This window comes from Lentibacillus cibarius, from assembly GCF_005887555.1.
GTDB lineage: Bacteria > Bacillota > Bacilli > Bacillales > Amphibacillaceae > Lentibacillus > Lentibacillus cibarius.
Genome location: NZ_VCIA01000001.1, coordinates 2,957,804 through 2,973,785, shown reverse-complemented (window position 1 = coordinate 2,973,785; position 15,982 = coordinate 2,957,804). Strand labels below are relative to the sequence as shown.

General features: G+C 41.1%; 15 protein-coding genes. 1 reads left to right on the top strand and 14 read right to left on the bottom strand.

Annotated elements, in window-relative coordinates:
• Nucleotides 1–401: 401 nt before the first annotated feature.
• From FFL34_RS14630 to tatA, 5 genes are read right to left on the bottom strand one after another with little or no spacing between them, the layout of a single operon-like run.
• Entirely contained in the window at nucleotides 402–1,250 is an 849-nt protein-coding gene (locus FFL34_RS14630; RefSeq protein ID WP_138604076.1) for a dimethyl sulfoxide reductase anchor subunit family protein, read from the bottom strand.
• Between the two features lie 16 nt (nucleotides 1,251–1,266).
• Nucleotides 1,267–1,845: a DMSO/selenate family reductase complex B subunit gene (locus FFL34_RS14625; protein WP_138604075.1), complete on the bottom strand. Its 579-nt coding sequence runs from the start codon at nucleotides 1,843–1,845 to the stop codon at nucleotides 1,267–1,269.
• A gap of 17 nt (nucleotides 1,846–1,862) precedes the next feature.
• Complete coding sequence (locus FFL34_RS14620; RefSeq protein WP_138604074.1) at nucleotides 1,863–4,247, bottom strand: DMSO/selenate family reductase complex A subunit; 2,385 nt, start codon at nucleotides 4,245–4,247, stop codon at nucleotides 1,863–1,865.
• Nucleotides 4,248–4,264: 17 nt separating this feature from the next.
• Nucleotides 4,265–4,921: a TorD/DmsD family molecular chaperone gene (locus FFL34_RS14615; protein ID WP_138604073.1), complete on the bottom strand. Its 657-nt coding sequence runs from the start codon at nucleotides 4,919–4,921 to the stop codon at nucleotides 4,265–4,267.
• 42 nt (nucleotides 4,922–4,963) lie between these two features.
• Nucleotides 4,964–5,137 (bottom strand): twin-arginine translocase TatA/TatE family subunit, encoded by a 174-nt coding sequence (gene tatA, locus FFL34_RS14610; protein WP_138604072.1) that lies wholly within the window; start codon nucleotides 5,135–5,137, stop codon nucleotides 4,964–4,966.
• A 678-nt stretch (nucleotides 5,138–5,815) separates the two neighbouring features.
• On the opposite strand from tatA, the gene FFL34_RS14605 reads away from it, so the two are divergent.
• Nucleotides 5,816–6,229 (top strand): DUF4870 domain-containing protein, encoded by a 414-nt coding sequence (locus tag FFL34_RS14605; RefSeq protein ID WP_171046392.1) that lies wholly within the window; start codon nucleotides 5,816–5,818, stop codon nucleotides 6,227–6,229.
• Nucleotides 6,230–6,329: 100 nt separating this feature from the next.
• On the opposite strand, the gene FFL34_RS14600 is transcribed toward FFL34_RS14605, so the two are convergent.
• The 9 genes from FFL34_RS14600 to ectB all read right to left on the bottom strand — a co-directional run bounded on the left by FFL34_RS14600 (nucleotide 6,330) and on the right by ectB (nucleotide 15,982).
• Nucleotides 6,330–7,142 (bottom strand): NAD(P)H-quinone oxidoreductase, encoded by an 813-nt coding sequence (locus FFL34_RS14600; protein WP_318279688.1) that lies wholly within the window; start codon nucleotides 7,140–7,142, stop codon nucleotides 6,330–6,332.
• Between the two features lie 34 nt (nucleotides 7,143–7,176).
• Nucleotides 7,177–7,320 (bottom strand): hypothetical protein, encoded by a 144-nt coding sequence (locus FFL34_RS18955; protein ID WP_318279687.1) that lies wholly within the window; start codon nucleotides 7,318–7,320, stop codon nucleotides 7,177–7,179.
• 505 nt (nucleotides 7,321–7,825) lie between these two features.
• The gene (locus tag FFL34_RS14595; RefSeq protein ID WP_138604070.1) at nucleotides 7,826–9,139 is read right to left on the bottom strand and encodes an MFS transporter; all 1,314 of its coding nucleotides are present in this window, start codon (nucleotides 9,137–9,139) and stop codon (nucleotides 7,826–7,828) included.
• 112 nt (nucleotides 9,140–9,251) lie between these two features.
• Nucleotides 9,252–10,145 carry a succinate--CoA ligase subunit alpha gene (gene sucD / locus FFL34_RS14590; protein WP_138604069.1) on the bottom strand — a complete coding sequence of 298 codons (894 nt, stop codon included), beginning with the start codon at nucleotides 10,143–10,145 and terminating at the stop codon, nucleotides 9,252–9,254.
• Nucleotides 10,142–11,269: an ATP-grasp domain-containing protein gene (locus tag FFL34_RS14585; protein WP_138604068.1), complete on the bottom strand. Its 1,128-nt coding sequence runs from the start codon at nucleotides 11,267–11,269 to the stop codon at nucleotides 10,142–10,144. The genes sucD and FFL34_RS14585 overlap by 4 nt, the downstream gene beginning before the upstream one ends.
• Nucleotides 11,270–11,281: 12 nt before the next feature.
• Nucleotides 11,282–12,715, bottom strand: a complete 1,434-nt coding sequence (gene sauS / locus FFL34_RS14580) for an acylating sulfoacetaldehyde dehydrogenase (RefSeq protein WP_138604067.1) — start codon at nucleotides 12,713–12,715, stop codon at nucleotides 11,282–11,284.
• A 307-nt stretch (nucleotides 12,716–13,022) separates the two neighbouring features.
• On the bottom strand, nucleotides 13,023–13,925 hold the full coding sequence (locus FFL34_RS14575) for a selenium metabolism-associated LysR family transcriptional regulator (protein ID WP_138604066.1): 903 nt from the start codon (nucleotides 13,923–13,925) through the stop codon (nucleotides 13,023–13,025).
• A gap of 256 nt (nucleotides 13,926–14,181) precedes the next feature.
• A complete protein-coding gene (locus FFL34_RS14570) occupies nucleotides 14,182–14,568 on the bottom strand; it encodes an ectoine synthase (protein WP_138604065.1) in 387 nt (128 codons plus the stop codon).
• Between the two features lie 133 nt (nucleotides 14,569–14,701).
• Complete coding sequence (ectB, locus tag FFL34_RS14565) at nucleotides 14,702–15,982, bottom strand: diaminobutyrate--2-oxoglutarate transaminase (protein WP_411712679.1); 1,281 nt, start codon at nucleotides 15,980–15,982, stop codon at nucleotides 14,702–14,704.

Below are 15,982 nucleotides of genomic sequence, written 5' to 3'. Positions count from 1 at the left end.
TTCAATTAACTCCATTTCAGGGATACATTTTATTTTCTATTTTTATTTAAACTAAGGTAATAACAGGTTGATTTTGTTATGTCATACCTTTTTACAACGTTTGGCATATGCCGGTAAATCGGTTGTAGAATGGATCCCCTTGGTTAATTTAATTATATCATAATACGTTCAATATACTTGTGAACAATTTTCAACGAATTCTGATATTTTACCTTTTTACACTGTGAAAATGATAGGAACGTTAATTATGTTAAAACTATCAATAAGTGCTCTACAGCACCACATAGTGGAAAACAATTAAATGCTAACCCATTGAAACGCTCAGAGTAGATCTGAGCGTTTGGGTAGCTAGCTTCTTAGTTTAATGATGCTTTTTGAATCTATCTTTTAAGTAAAAACAATCAGGATCCTAATACATAGAATACGTAACGGCTCATGCCCTCGGACATAACAAATGTCAACAACATAATAAACGACAGTGCGGCAAAGGACTTCTTATAAGATGATACAGCCAAAAAGAAGAGCAATGCAATTCCCAAAATGGAAATAATCCATCGCAAGGTAACCATACCAGTATAACCCGATAAAAGTTCCGTTATTGCTGATGCTTCAATCATATTCACCTCTGTCATCGTCACTGGCAGTAATGCGGTACCAATCACTTGGAGCGCGATTCCCAGCATAGCTATTATTAATGCAACTTTTGTAAATTGCTTAGCCTCCAACTCCATTTTCTGTCTGTATAAGGCAGTTGCGAGCAAAGCTACAGCAAGTACGGAACCCAATATGAATGTTGTTCCGTAAAAAGACATGAACGTGTGAATCGAATTCCAAGGAGATATCAAGGAATTAGAATAGATAGCTGCCATACAATATACATCAATAAAGCCTACCAAAGCTGTAACAAGTAATAGCCACGGCGAGACTTTCTTACGGTAAAATGCCCAAGCAGCCGTAATAAAAGTTAACCCAATAAACATTCCTGTCACAAGTATTTCGCGACTCATCCAGGAAGAACCAACATGTCTTAGCGTGTTGAAAGCATTTGTAGGTGCTCCCAAATGGGCAAAGGATGCACCCAAACCGACTAGAGAAAAACCAGCAATAATGACTAGTGGGATTTTAAAGAGATTAAACATATCCAAGTTTTCTTTATCTTTACACCTTAGCTGGTAAACCCACAACATAAAAATACCACCAATAGCCGCTTGCATAGCTATCGTAAAGATTAATAATGGCCATTCATTCATGATCATCCGCCTCCCTTTATTCACTAGCATCCTTATGTGTATTTATTACAAGATTTGGCTTAGTAATTGAGGCTGTAGGCAAACCCTTTACCTCACTTACATTTCCATATTTTGCTCGCAATTCATCAATAGGACCAATTTCAATAGCTCTTACTGGGCAGGCCCCCTCACAAGCTGGCCTCTCCCCTTTTTCCAATAAATCTATACACAAATCACATTTCGTCATTTTCCCCAATTCTTCATTATATTGGGGAGCACCGTATGGACAGTTCCACTCACAATATCTGCAACCTACGCATTTGTCCTGATCAACCACAACCACGCCGTCCTCTTCCCGTTTAAACATAGCAGTGGTTGGACAGTTTTCCACACACTTTGGTTCGTCACAATGATTACAGGATATTGATAAAAAATAGGATTGAATGTTTTGAATAAAACTTCCATTTTTATCTTCTGTAAACGACCCTTCTTCAAATGAGTAAACTCTTCTAAAATTCACACCTACCGGGTTATCGTTCTTATCCTTACAGGCAATTACGCATGCTTCACATCCAATACAGCGTGCCTGATCAATATAAAAGCCTAACTGAGTCACCTGCATCTCCCCCTTTATTAGATTTTTTCTACTTCTACAAGATTTGTATGTTGCGGATTACCTTTGGCTAAAGGTGATGGTTTTAGTGTTGTTAATACATTAATCGAACCTCTTGTATCAATACCATCTTTGTTAGGTGTATACCATGCACCTTGAGGAATAGCCACAACGCCTGGAACAATTTTATTAGTTATTTTAACCGGGATTTGTACCACGCCTCTATCATTAAATACTTTAGCAATATCACCATCTTTTAAGTTTCGCTTCTGTGCATCCATTTCGTTGACCCACATCTCTTGTTTTCCTGCCTCTTCCATCCATGGATTATTGTCATGAATAGAGTGACAGCGCCGTTTATAATGCCAACCAATCATTTGAAGTGGATACTTCTTCGTCAACTCGCTTTCCGGGCCCTCCCCAACGGCAATATGTTTTGGTATAGCAGGAATTTCTTCATGATTATCCATGTCCCACAAATCCTTTGAAAAGATTTCTATTTTTCCGGATGGAGTCGGGAATGGATTATTTTCTGGATCACTTATTTGCTTTTCAAAACCTATCGTCGGTTTATCAAATTTCCATTTATGAATCCCGTTCTTCTGCATTTGTTCCCAAGTCGAAAAGCTCGGATCCTGTTTTTTGGTCTCTTCAACCACCCAGCGTGCCCAATCTTTTTCTGTCTTCCCTTCCGTAAATTTGTCTTTCACGCCCATTTTTTCTGCCAACAAAGTAAGCCATTCATAATCAGACTTGGACTCATATAGGTTTTCAGACACTTTTTGTGAAAGAATTGCATAATCACCATAACCCCATGGCAAGCCAATGTCGTGTCGTTCAAAAAAAGTATTTGAAGGAAGTAAAATATCAGCAAATTTTGCGGATGGAGTCATGAAAACATCACTTACGACAATGAACTCAACCAGACTTTCATCTTCTAAAATCTTTGCCGTTTCATTAATATCACCATGTTGGTTAAGCAATGCATTACCTGCTAAATTAAAAATTAATTTAATATTTGATGGTAAGGTTTCACCATCTTTTAACCCACGAACGCCATCATCTGCGGACATTTCCGTTCCATGAGTAACAGCATCAGTCCATAAAAAACACGGGATTGTAATTCCTAAAGGGTTCTCTACTTGTGGAACCGAAGCAACGGATGTACGACTAAAACCTCCTTGCCCAGAGGCCCATCCCCCATTTTTTCCTACATTTCCAGTTAATGACGCTAATACTGTCGCACCACGAACTATCTGTTCTCCATTCATATGGCGCTGGGGTCCATAGCCTTGTAAGAGCGCAGCAGGCTTGGCCATGGCATAATCACGAGCAAGTTGACGGATTTTATTTGCCGGCAGACCACATATTTTTTCAGCCCATTCAGGCGTTTTCTCAATCCCATCCTTTTTACCTAAAATATAACTTTCTAACGATTCTCCCTCAGGAATATTTTCCGGCATATGGTCTTCATCATGACCAATACAGTATTTATCCAAGAAATCCTTATCGTGAAGTTTTTCAGTTAAAATCACATATGTCATCGCATCCATAAGTGCATTGTCTGTCGTTGGCCGGATTGGAAACCATTCATCCGCCAAACCAATACCTGAATTAGTATAACGTGGATCGACAACATAAATTTTTGCGCCAGCTTCTTTTGCTCTTTTTAAATAAAAATTCGAAGTGCCAAAAATAGTCTCAGCAGGATTATGCCCCCATAAAATGATTAACTTTGAGTTGACTAATGAATCAAGACTACTACCTGTGGCTCCAGTTCCATAGGTATATGGCGTAGCATTTGATGTTTGAGCACTACTATAGGTGTTGTGATAACCAAGGTAACCGCCTGTTAATGCCATCAGTTTTTTAAACATGGTACGCCCGCTTGCAATCCCACCCCAATTACCAGAGGCATAGGTGCTATATCGAGAAGCTGGACCATATTTGTCTGTAATGCGTTTGGTTTCTTTATAAATAGTATCAATTGCTTCATCCCAGCTAATTCGTTCAAATTTTCCTTCACCACGTTTACCAACACGTTTCATGGGGTATTTTAAGCGATTTGGATTATAAACAAATTTCCGGTAGCTACGGCCACGTAAACAGGCACGAATTTGCGGACAAATAAGTGAGTCTTCTTCAGCATCATCAGTCGTAATTCGCACAATTTTTCCGTCTTTAACATGGGTTTTGATTAAACAACGCCCACCACAATTCGTCGTTCCACATGTAGGAATAATTGTTTCTTCATCGTCTTTTTGTGTAGCAGCTACCGCTTTTGGCTTAAGATACTTTTTGGTAGCCACACCTCCAAATACAATTGGAGTAGCTGAAACACCTGACCATTTTAAAAAAGTACGCCTTGATACAGAACTTTCTTTAATTTTTTCAAATATACTCATAAGTTTTACCTCCTTAACTAATCTAGTTCTTGTAAATACTGTGAATCAAACCTAATAAATTCATCTAATAAAAGAGCAGATCCTTTATAAAGGTCTGATTCTGTATGTTTTACAACATCCCTTGAAAAATCGGGAATCCATTTGGAAAAATGATGTAATACTAATAACCGTTGTCCTTCTGTAAACAAAGAAATGAATTTATTATCTGTCAAACCTTTTTCAATTAAATAAATGATAAATTCAAGCTCAAGTGCCAAGTGGTCTTCCGCTTCAATATTTTCTTTTATAAGTTCAAGACCAAACCTATCATATAGTTGTGACATTTCTAGCGAAGGATAATCATGTAAAATTTTATCCGTTCCTCGATAAACCGATTCCCAAGGAGGGGCTAACAAGGTGCCCGGGCCAACAAAAAGCCGGTAAAATTCTTGCTGCTCGTCTTTCAAATTATTTACATTATTATTTGTGAAAAATTTATAAAGCAATTCTCCCCCTTCACCAAAGGATCTTATTGGTTCTAAATTTCCCTGCTGTTGAATTTCAAGATAATCTTTTTTCAATAGTGGCTGTGCGAATAGCAGATGCAAAAGTTCATACATACTTTGTCTGAATTGAAATACGGAAATATCCTTATCCAGTACACCATCTTGTTTCTCTGTCATATGTTCAGCCATGAAGCTCCCCTCCTATAGTACTCCTGAATAAGCACCCGAGTTTTATTTTTTCTTCTTCTCATTATCTTCATCATCGAGAACATCTTTTGCTGAATCTTTAAATTCCCGTAATGTTTTTCCAAAGGCTTGCCCGATTTCCGGTAGCTTGCTAGGGCCAAAAATAATTAATGCAAGGACCAGAATTAGTATTAAACTAGGTACGCCGATGTTCGCCATTAGAACTCACCCTTTTTATTGAAATTGCTCCGCTAATTTTTCTTTATACAGGCATAAACGCTTTGCCAAGTTCCTTAACATGGTATTTGTATTGGTTGATTATCCCTCCCATTCCTGATTAATGCGCAGCTTGATTTGTTCCTCCAAGAAGCCCATTTATTTTCTATGAACTTTTATTTCTTTCATCTCAGCGTCAACCCGTCCTCCTTTCTTTCATTTAAAGAGGCCACTAGTAAATATTAAAATTTATTTCTACCTAACCTGACAGTCCAGTTTATTTGTGAACATTTTCACATAGGTTTGCAAAATTTTTAGACCTTTATGCCTAGGTACGGAATAGTTCGTTTAATGATACTAGTTTTTCATAAAACAGACCCGATTTGGCAAGTTGCCAGTAAGTCGGTTATAAAGTGGCCCTCTTTGTTATTTAAATTATACCATATGATATGCATCACACCTGTGAACAATTTTCAACGAATTCTGATATTTTACCTTTTTAACACCGTGGGAATGGTTGTAACCGTGTGTTGGATATAATTTGTATGCGACTATGTATACTGGAGATTTGCTACAGATTTACACAGGAAGGATGAAAAGGCACTTATATGTTTGTTAAAATAGTTACATATTTTATGAACATTTGTTTTACTTGGTCCAATGAATTTGAGGGGGGTTTTATTGGTTTCAAAAGATGAAAAAATCATTGTATTAGGCGGATATGTTTTGGCGTTTTTCTTTCCCATCCCATTATTAAATATTGTCGCAATACAAGTCTATAGGATTATTTTTCGGGAACATACAACTTTTGTTGACCAACACTTAAGAGGGATAATAAATTTTCTCATTACTTTTCAGTTGTACATTATATCCACAGTCTTACTCCTATTCATCGTATCTAAAATACCTAGAGATTTCTGGCTTTCTATTCTTCCAGATGTTTTAGTCATTTATGGTGGATTAGCATTCATTGTGTTGGTGTTATTGTTCATTTTATCAAGTGCCATTTGGGTTTTGGTTATGGTCATCGGTGTGATAAAAACAATCATGGGCAAAGCTTATAACTTCCCTTTAACATTTAGATTTATCAAGTAATATTTCACGCCGAAAAACGTCCGTAAAAAGTTTGCTCCTCCATTAAACAGGTTAAAAAAATCGTGCCTCCTCCTTTTAGGACGGCACGATTTTTTTCTTCCTATTTATTAGCCTCTGATTCCATACTCAGAATAATCTTTCCGATATTCCGATTTGCTTCCATATGTTGGTGGGCATCGAGCACGTTTTCAATCGGAAATGTGCTGTCAATCACCGGTCGTATCGTCCCTTGTTCAATATAAGGCAGGACACGCGCAGCAAATTCCTTGCTCAGTTCAGTCTTATACGCATCACTTCTTGGTGTGAGCAATGTTCCGGTCAGTTGGATGCGTTTGGTCATAAGGGCCATTAAATCGACGTTTTCCAACTCGCTTCCGCCCATGATGCCGATAAGCACCCAACGGCCATCCGTTTTGATGCTTGCCAGATTTTTGTCCCAGTAAGACGCACCGACGAAATCAAGGATCAGATCGACACCTTGATGGTCAGTTGCATCCGAAACGGCTTGGTCAAACGGCTGTTCTTTATAATTAATGGTTACGTCAGCCCCGAGCTCCGAACAAAATTTCAGTTTCCTTTCTGTTCCCGCAGTGGCAATAACCTTTGCATTGGACAGCTGTTTAGCAAGCTGGATGGCAGCAGTTCCTACACCGCTTGCGCCCGCATGAATCAGGACGGTTTCCTTTTGCTGCAGCTTACCGATCCAAAATAGTGTCTGGTAGGCTGTCAGGAAAACTTCAGGGATGGCCGCGCCCTCTGTAAATGACAGAGCTTCCGGGATTTTCATCGCACGGCTAGCAGGCATAACGGCGTACTCCGCATAACCGCCTCCGTTTACAAGCCCCATGACGCGGTCCCCGACAGCAAAAGAATGGGCACTATCAGCTTCAACTACTGTGCCGGCAACTTCCACCCCCGGAACCGGATTAGATGAATAGCCCGTATTTTCATCTTTTATAATGATCTGTCCGATTGACGGCAGCCATATGCACGTTAATCAGCAAATTTTCTCCCCCTGCTTCCGGCTTGGGTCGTTCACCCACCTCCAGCTGTTTCCGAGCACCCGAATCGTTGACAATAACGCTTTTCATTGCTTCATCCCCCCAAGAATTTTGCGTCTCGTTTCATCCTGACATATTCGCTTGCAACAAGCAAATATGTCCAGCTTTTTTAATTACCTTATCTTATTCAGAAACAAAAAACACCTCGAAAACGGTGACTGAAACCGGGCGAATTGGGACCGAGCGCTCGTCTCGAAACCAAAACAGCACTCGAAATCGGCCGAATTGGTCTCGAGAGCCCGTCTCGAGACCAAAACAGCACTCGAAATCGGCCGAATCGGTCTTGAGAGCCCGTCTCGAAACTAAAACAGCACTCGAAATCGGCCGAAAGGGTCTCGAGAGCCCGTCTCGAAACCAAAACGGTGCTCTAAAACGGGCGAATCGGTCTTGAGAGCCCGTCTCGAGACCAAAACAGCACTCGTAAACGGGCGAATCGGTCTCGAGAGCCCGTCTCGAGACCAAAACAGCACTCGTAAACGGGCGAATCGGTCTTGAGAGCCCGTCTCGAAACCAAAACGGTATTCCAAACGACCATTCATATAGACGTTGTCGATTTAATATTCTCTTCATCAGAGTCAGCTAGGTCTACTTTTTTCGAAGGATCGATTAACAGTGTCACGACAATACCAACAAACAAAAGAAAGATTGAAGCACTAAAAGGTACTTGCCAATTGCCTGTTACATCTATCATAAACCCGAATAATAGGGGTGAAACCATTCCTGCAATGCCAAATCCGGTATTCATCATTCCGCTTGCTGTACCGGAATGATTGGGTGCGATGTCCATTGGAATAGCCCATAAGTTAGCATTACACAATTCGAGGAAAAAGAAGGCAAGACTAAGTGAAATGGCGATTAGCATTAAATTGTGGATAAATAAAGCGGGTAATAGAAAGATAAACGAGCCCGCCAATCCCGTGATTAAAATTGATTTTCGGGCAAATTTAAGATTACTGGTTTTCTTGTAAATTTTGTCAGATAAACCGCCGCCCAATGCATCTCCTACAACACCTGCAAACAGGATTCCAGCTGTAAATATGGCTGATTTTTGAATATCTATTTGATACGCGGTATATAAAAATGACGGCAACCACGTTAAGTACACCCACAACGCCCATCCATAACAAAAGTCAATCAACGTAATGGGTAAAATCCGTTTACTTAATTGTTTCCATGGGATAACTTTTTTCTCTTTTTGTTCCTTCGTGTCAGCCTGAGGTGGTAATGCTGCTAATTCTTCATTTGTTATTTTAGGATGGTTCTTTGGATTATCACGAAAATACCAAAGCCACACAATTACCCAAAGCGCACTAATAAGGGCCATAATGAAAAAAGAGGAACGCCAGCCTAGCGAAACAATAATTGCAGCAATCAGTGGCGGAGTAATGGCATTACCCAGTCGAGAAGATGCATGGGTAGCACCCTGCCCGAATCCCCATTTTTCCCTGGGCAGCCACTTTGTCATTGCTTTGGTTGCGGTTGGAAAGGCAGCCCCTTCCCCAACACCGAGTCCTATACGTGCAAGCATAGCAGTCCACATTCCTGAAATAGCACCGGTAATTGCCGTTGTTCCAGCGACAACAATTCCTATAACTGACAACATTTTACGCGGTCCAAGTTTATCACCGGCCCATCCGCCGGCAATTTGCAAAAAACAATAGGGGTACGCAAATGCAGATAAGATGAAACCCATTTGTGATGAGGAAAGATTGAGGTCGTCTTCAATAAATGGTGCAGCCGTAGCGATATTAACACGATCCACATATGCGATAAAATATAATCCGCATAACAGTAACAGAATTTTATTACTGATACTTACTTTTCTCCGTCTTACTTTTTTTCGTCCCATCCAATGCCTCCCGGGTTAGGTAGTTTTCATTTCCCAAGTCATTTAAAGCGCTTACATTTTTCGGATTATTTATCATTGTTCTTGCCTAAAGGAGCCTTAACGCTCCTTTAGGCTAAATGTCCTGTTTTATAAAAATGTCGTTTAACAATTCACCTACCATACGAGGCTTTTTGGCTACATATGCCCCAGCCCCATGAAGCGCAGAAATTTTATCTTCTACGGTCCCTTTTCCAGCGGTTATAATAGCACCGGCATGCCCCATCTTTTTACCCTTTGGAGCCGTTCTTCCTCCAAGAAAGGACACGAGGGGCTTGGTAAGAACGCCATTTTCCATTGCTTCTGCTACTTCCTCCTCCATTGTTCCGCCGAGCTCACCGATGATCACTACGGCCTCGGTATCTGGATCATTTTCAAATAATGGCAGCACTTCAGCAAATCGTGTTAATGGTACAGAATCGCCACCAATTCCAATTAGGGAGGAAGCACCAAAACCTGCCTTTACTAATTCTGCAGTTACCTCATTGGTCAATGAACCACTTCTCGTCATAATCCCGATCTTTCCCGGTTTGTAAACGCGATCCAACCAATGAGGGAAAAATCCCATCATTGCCTTCCCCATCGATATAATGCCTGAGGTATTCCCACCAATGACCATGGCCCCTTTTGTTTTGGCAGCATTTCTCATTTGCAATGTATCATGCAGAGGAATACCATCACATAAAACAACAATCGTTTTTATTCCTGCATCCAACGCCTCCAATACTGCATCCTTAGCAAGCTTCGGCGGAACGAAAAGCAAGGACGCATCTACTTCCACCTTGGCAGTCGCTCGTTTGACTGTATGAAAGACCGGAACACCTTCTACCATCTGCCCCTCTTTCCCGGGTGTCACACCGGCAACAACATTCGTACCGTAGTCCATCATATGCTTGGTCCAAAAGCTTCCTTCCTTGCCTGTAATCCCTTGCACTAACACGCGCGTCTGTTCATCTAAAATAATACTCATTGTATAGGGATACCTCCTGCTAGCTTGATTGCTTGCTTTACTGCTTCTTCCGTATCTGATAGCGGCTCCAGCCCAAAGTCTTGTAAAATGTCTCGGGCTGCTTCTTCACCTGTTCCTCGTATCGCTGTGACAATAGGGAATTCCGGTTGGTGTTCTTTAATCGCATCAACCAATCCCTGCGCCATGACATCTGCTCGTGCTATCGTGCCAAACGTTACAACAAGCAACACCTTGATCTCGTTTTGCATAATAAGTTCCATTGATTTGACCGCCTTGTGATAGTTGGGGCCGCCAAATTCTAAATAACTGGCAACGCTTCCACCATAATCGTTTACCAGATCATAGACGGCATTTGTCAAACCAGCCCCGGCACACATTAAACCGATATCACCGGAGAATTGCAGATAAGGTATCCCCTCAATAGCCGCAGCATACTGCACATCATCCTCAAAATGCTCTCTTGTTAAAGAAAACTGTGGATGCCTGTAAAGTGCATTATCATCAATCGTCACTTTTCCATCACCGGCAACAAAATTTCCTTCTTCTGTCACCATCAATGGATTTATTTCCACTAATTCAGCATCATGTTTCCAATAAACATCGTATAAATTCAGAAGCAGCTTGGTACCTTGACCAATCATTCGATTTTCTATTCCCAAATCATACAAAAACTCGCGCGCCTGATATGGTAATAACCCTTCATTTACATTTACAGTCGTCTTTATTATTTTTTCCGGCATGGTTCTGGCAACTTCCTCAATGTCAATGCCGCCCTCAGCACTTCCCATTATCATGACATCTCCAGTTACAGGTTCCGCCGTCATAGATACATAGAATTCCTTCGCGATATTAACCGCTTCTTCCACTAGCAAATAAGGCATATGATTGGATCGTGCTTTCACTTCATTTACCTTTTCCTTCACTTCCTCTTTTTCACCAGCAATCTGAATGAGTCCCGCTTTTCCTCTACCACCATGCAATACTTGCGCCTTAATGACACATGGCAGGCCAACTTGACGTATCGCATCATCCACTTCCGAGTCGTTCTCTATCGTAACCCGATTTGGGACAGGTATGTTAGCGCTTTCAAATAACGCCTTTGCCTGATATTCAAATAACTTCATGGTTTCATCTCCTTATGCACGCCCATATTTTTCCCAGTACGTTCCCCACAGTTCTTCCTCCGTCGGCACTACTTCCGGAATAACTTCTGAAACCTTTGTCACATTGAGAAAATGTTTATATGATAAATTGTCACAGGTGTTATTTCCTGCCCATGTTCCACCGCCCATGGAAAGCGTAAAGTTCAGGCCGTTATCAAAACTTCCACCGTTCCCGGATACTTGCACCTGATTGATTAATAACCGGCTGACATCCATTTCCAACCCAATTCTTTCAATATGCGATTCATCTGACGTATGAAGTCCGCACGAATGACCACGACCATGATAGTTTAAAATATTTTTGGAAATATCGATTGCATCCGTGAAATCTTTTGCTTTGTAAACCGTTAAAACGACGGCCAATTTTTCACCTGAGAACGGATAATCTTCCCCAACTCCCGTTTCCTCCACCATGAAAAACGTTGCCTCTTCTGCCTTCTTATTTTTCAGGCCAGCAGCTTGAGCAATCACGGCCGGATCCTTGGCAACGGTCTCCGGATTCCGCTTTCCGTCCGCCGTCCAAATCGCAGCTTGCAGATTATCCTTTTCCACTTGGTTGCAGAGATAACCGCCTTCTTTTTGCAGGGCGCGGATCATTTCATCATAAACCGGCGCTTCAATAACAACCGAGTTATCGTTGGAGCAGCTTGTAGCGTTATCGAATGTCTTACTTAAAAAGATTTTGTGGGCTGCACTTTGGATGTCAGCAGTTGCATCAACAATCGAGACGACATTTCCTTCACTGACACAAATATTGGGGGTGCCACTTGTCTGCCCTAATCTGACATTGTTTCTGGAACCTGTAACGGTCAGAAAGTCCACTTGTTTCATCAATTCTATTGTTTTCGCCTTATTGACAGGCTCTGGTAATACTTGAACGAGGTCTAGTGGTGCACCTAATTTCGTCAATTCTTCATGAATATACGATAAAAGTAATTTACTCGTCGTTAGCCCCTTGGGAGAAGGTGCAATAATAATGGCGTTACGACCTTTCAAAGCCATCATAGCAATATTTGCAGGAGTAGCCCCTGGGTTCGTTGAAGGTACGACAGCTCCAACAACACCAACAGGTTTCGCAATTTCGGTAATTCCCGTGGCCTCATCCTTATTAATGATTCCGACCGATTTTTCATCCTTTAAATCATAAAGCGTACCCATCGTTTTACGCCTTTTCTTCGTAACCTTATCATCGTAACGACCCAAGCCGGTGTCTTGCACAGCAATTTGCGCTAATTTCTCTGTATTGCCGGGTTTATAAATTGCCCAAGCCACAGCCTGAACCAGTTCATCTACTTGTTCTTGGCTATAATCATATATTTGATCCATAGCCACTCGCGCCTTTTCCACCATGATTGAAATGGTAGCAGCAACTTCCTCATTCGTCTGCACACTTTTATTCATTTGCATGTTCATCCTCCCCTAATCATACTAGGCGTTATGTCCCCGTTTACTCGGTTCGTTTCCAGCTTTTGTTACGCCTTACATTCGTTGTACCTCCCTAAAAAGGATTTGCTTTTCAAAAAATAAATCTCGTTTTTGCAAAAGTTGGTTTCGATAATTTCATTTAAGCACCGGAGGAGTGATTCGTCAATGTATTTTGATAATTAGTCATATTCTGATTATTGATATTATTTATTACGATTTAGAATAATTGATAATTGCTATAACATAAAAAAACCCCCGTATGAAGGGGGTTTGTCGATAAATGTCTTATTTAGTTATAATAGTTATGAATAAATGAAAGGAAAGAACTGCCCGGTAGTGATATATTTTGTTCATCATAAATAGAATAAAAGTTTCTTTTTAAGTGCAGTCCTTGAACAGTTAGTCTTCGGAGGGTGTTCAAACGGAGTTCCTTTTGAACAGAAGCTTTTGAAATAATAGAGATGCCTAAACCTGATTCAACGGCAGCTTTAATAGATTCTGTATTTTCCAGTTCCAGCAGGACATTTAGTTGCTTAGGGTCAAACTGATTATTCTGTAATTGTTCTTCAATCACTTGTCTTGTACCTGAACCTTGCTCCCTGATAATTATTGGCAGGGTTAAAAGCATGTCGGGCGTAATATATTCATTAACGGAATCAAATTCTGGATAGATAAATTTCTGGGGGGCAATAATCACGAGCTCATCTTCTAAAAAAAGCTGTTGGGCAAATTCCGGATAATAAGAAGACGATTGAATAAACGCAAGATCAATTTGCTTACTTTTAAGTCTTTCAATAATATGTTCAGAGTTATCTACCTTCATATCTAAATGAACATTCGGATATTGCTTCTGATATTCCCCTAACACGTAAGGCAGGATGTGCTCTCCTAGGGTTAAGCTAGCACCGATAACTAAGTCTCCATGGACCGTTTCCGAAAGTGATGCTAACTTATTTTTCACACGATTTATTTCTTTAAATATTCTTTCGGCCGATTCTAATAGAATTTCACCCTCAGAAGTCAACTGAACTTTTTTTGTTGTCCTGTCAAAAAGTTTGGTATATAGTTCTTCTTCCAGTTGGCGGATTTGCTTACTTACGCTTGACTGGGATATATGTAAAACTTTTGACGTATTAGAAAAGCTGTTATTTTTTGCTAATACATGAAAAACTTTTAAATGGTCTATATTCACAGCTATCACTCCCGAACTATAGTAAATCTAGCTTATATAGAGCTTTCACTATCTACGTACGGATGTTATTTTGCAACCACTTCAGAAAAACACTAGGCTGGCTAGTTTCGACACTATATTTACCAGTTCATTTCAACCATAGATTTTGGTGTTGACCTATAACTCTTAATCATAAACTATTTTAAGAACCCCTTCTATCTTTATGCACAAAAAACCCGAACAATGATGATCATCATTCGGGTGGATTGGCCGTCTGTTATTCTGTCAACAGTGGGTAATAGCCTTCTTCATTATGTGTTTCTGTTCCGACAAGCGGCGGATTGAAGACACACACCATACGCATTTGCGTTTTAGCCTTTAAGCGGTGTCTGTCATGTTCATCCAGTAGATACATGGTACCAGGTTTAATGTCATACACATCACCGGTTTCCAGTTTTTCAATCGTACCTTCACCTTCAATGCAATAAACCGCTTCAATATGGTTTTTATACCAGAAATAATTATCTGTTCCTGCTTTTATAATCGTGTCATTCATACTGAAGCCGACATTATCTTTTTTCAAAATAAATCTGCGGCTACTCCAGTTTTCATCAGACGTTTCATCTTCTGTTCCCACTAGATCTTCCAGCGATTTTACAATCATTTCAGCACCTCTTTCTTTTATTGCGTGTTCAAAAAGGATAAAAAGGACCGAGAAATTCGAGGCGGCGTAGTTTCGAGCCAACGAAGAATTTCGATGTGCCATTTTTACCGGACTTTTTGAACAACCTCTTCATTTACTGGGCAAGAACAGCCTTAATACTGTCTTCCAAAATAGCGAGCCCTTTTTCAAGCCCTTGTTTATCTATATTCAGCGGCGGGAGAAATTTGACAACCTCATCTTCTGGTCCGGATGTTTCTACTATTAACCCTCGCTGGAAAGCCTCCGCACAAATGGCATCGGCCAATTCAGGTTTGCCGATTGCAATTCCTTGCATCAAGCCTCTGCCGCGAGCTTGCGCGTCAAGAGCGGGATATTTATCAATCAGGCCTTTGATGGTATCACCGAGAAGCCTTCCTTTTTCCTGGATGGCTTGACTGAATTCATCCGTTTCCCAGTAGGTCAATGCCTCTTCAGCTGCAAGAAAAGCAAGATTATTTCCGCGGAAGGTTCCATTATGTTCACCAGGGTCCCATTGATCGTATTCCGGTTTAATCAACGTAATAGCCATTGGCAAACCAACGCCGCCAATCGATTTGGAAAGGCAGACGATATCCGGTTCAATGCCGGCCGGTTCGAAACTGAAGAATGTGCCGGTCCTGCCGCAGCCTGCCTGAACATCATCCACAATCAGTAAAATGTCCCAGCGTTTGCATAGGTCAGCTACCTTTTTAAGCCAATCCATGCTGGCTGCATTAATGCCGCCTTCTCCCTGGACGGTTTCGAGAATAATAGCTGCCGGTAGTGCTACACCACTGCCGCTATCTTCTAAAAAACGTTCCAAAAAGGCGATGGTATTCTGGTCCTCCACGTAATCATCGAAGGGCATAGAGACTGAATGATTAAGCGGGACCCCTGCCCCATGACGTTTGAAGGAATTTCCCGTTACTGAAAGGGAGCCAATGGTCATACCATGGAATGCATTGGTGAAGCTAATGACGGTATCACGCCCGGTCACTTTCCGGGCAATCTTCAATGCGCTTTCCACCGTATTCGTTCCGGTCGGCCCGGGGAACATGACTTTATAATCCAGATTGCGCGGTGTAAGTATCACATCCCGGAAACGTTTCAGAAACGCCTCCCGAGTCGTTGTTCCCATATCAAGGCTATGGATAATACCATCACGCCGGATGTAATCAATCATTTTTTCCTGCATGGTGTCGTTATTATGCCCATAGTTCAAGGCACCGGCACCAGCAAAGAAATCAATATACGCATTCCCGTCGGTATCCCAAATGGTATAGCCCTTCGCTTTTTCAAATACCACTGGCCAGCCCCGGCTATAGCTTCTTACGGACGATTCCAGTTCCTCAAAGGTCTTCATTTTATCATGCTTATTTAATACCGTAGTCGTCAA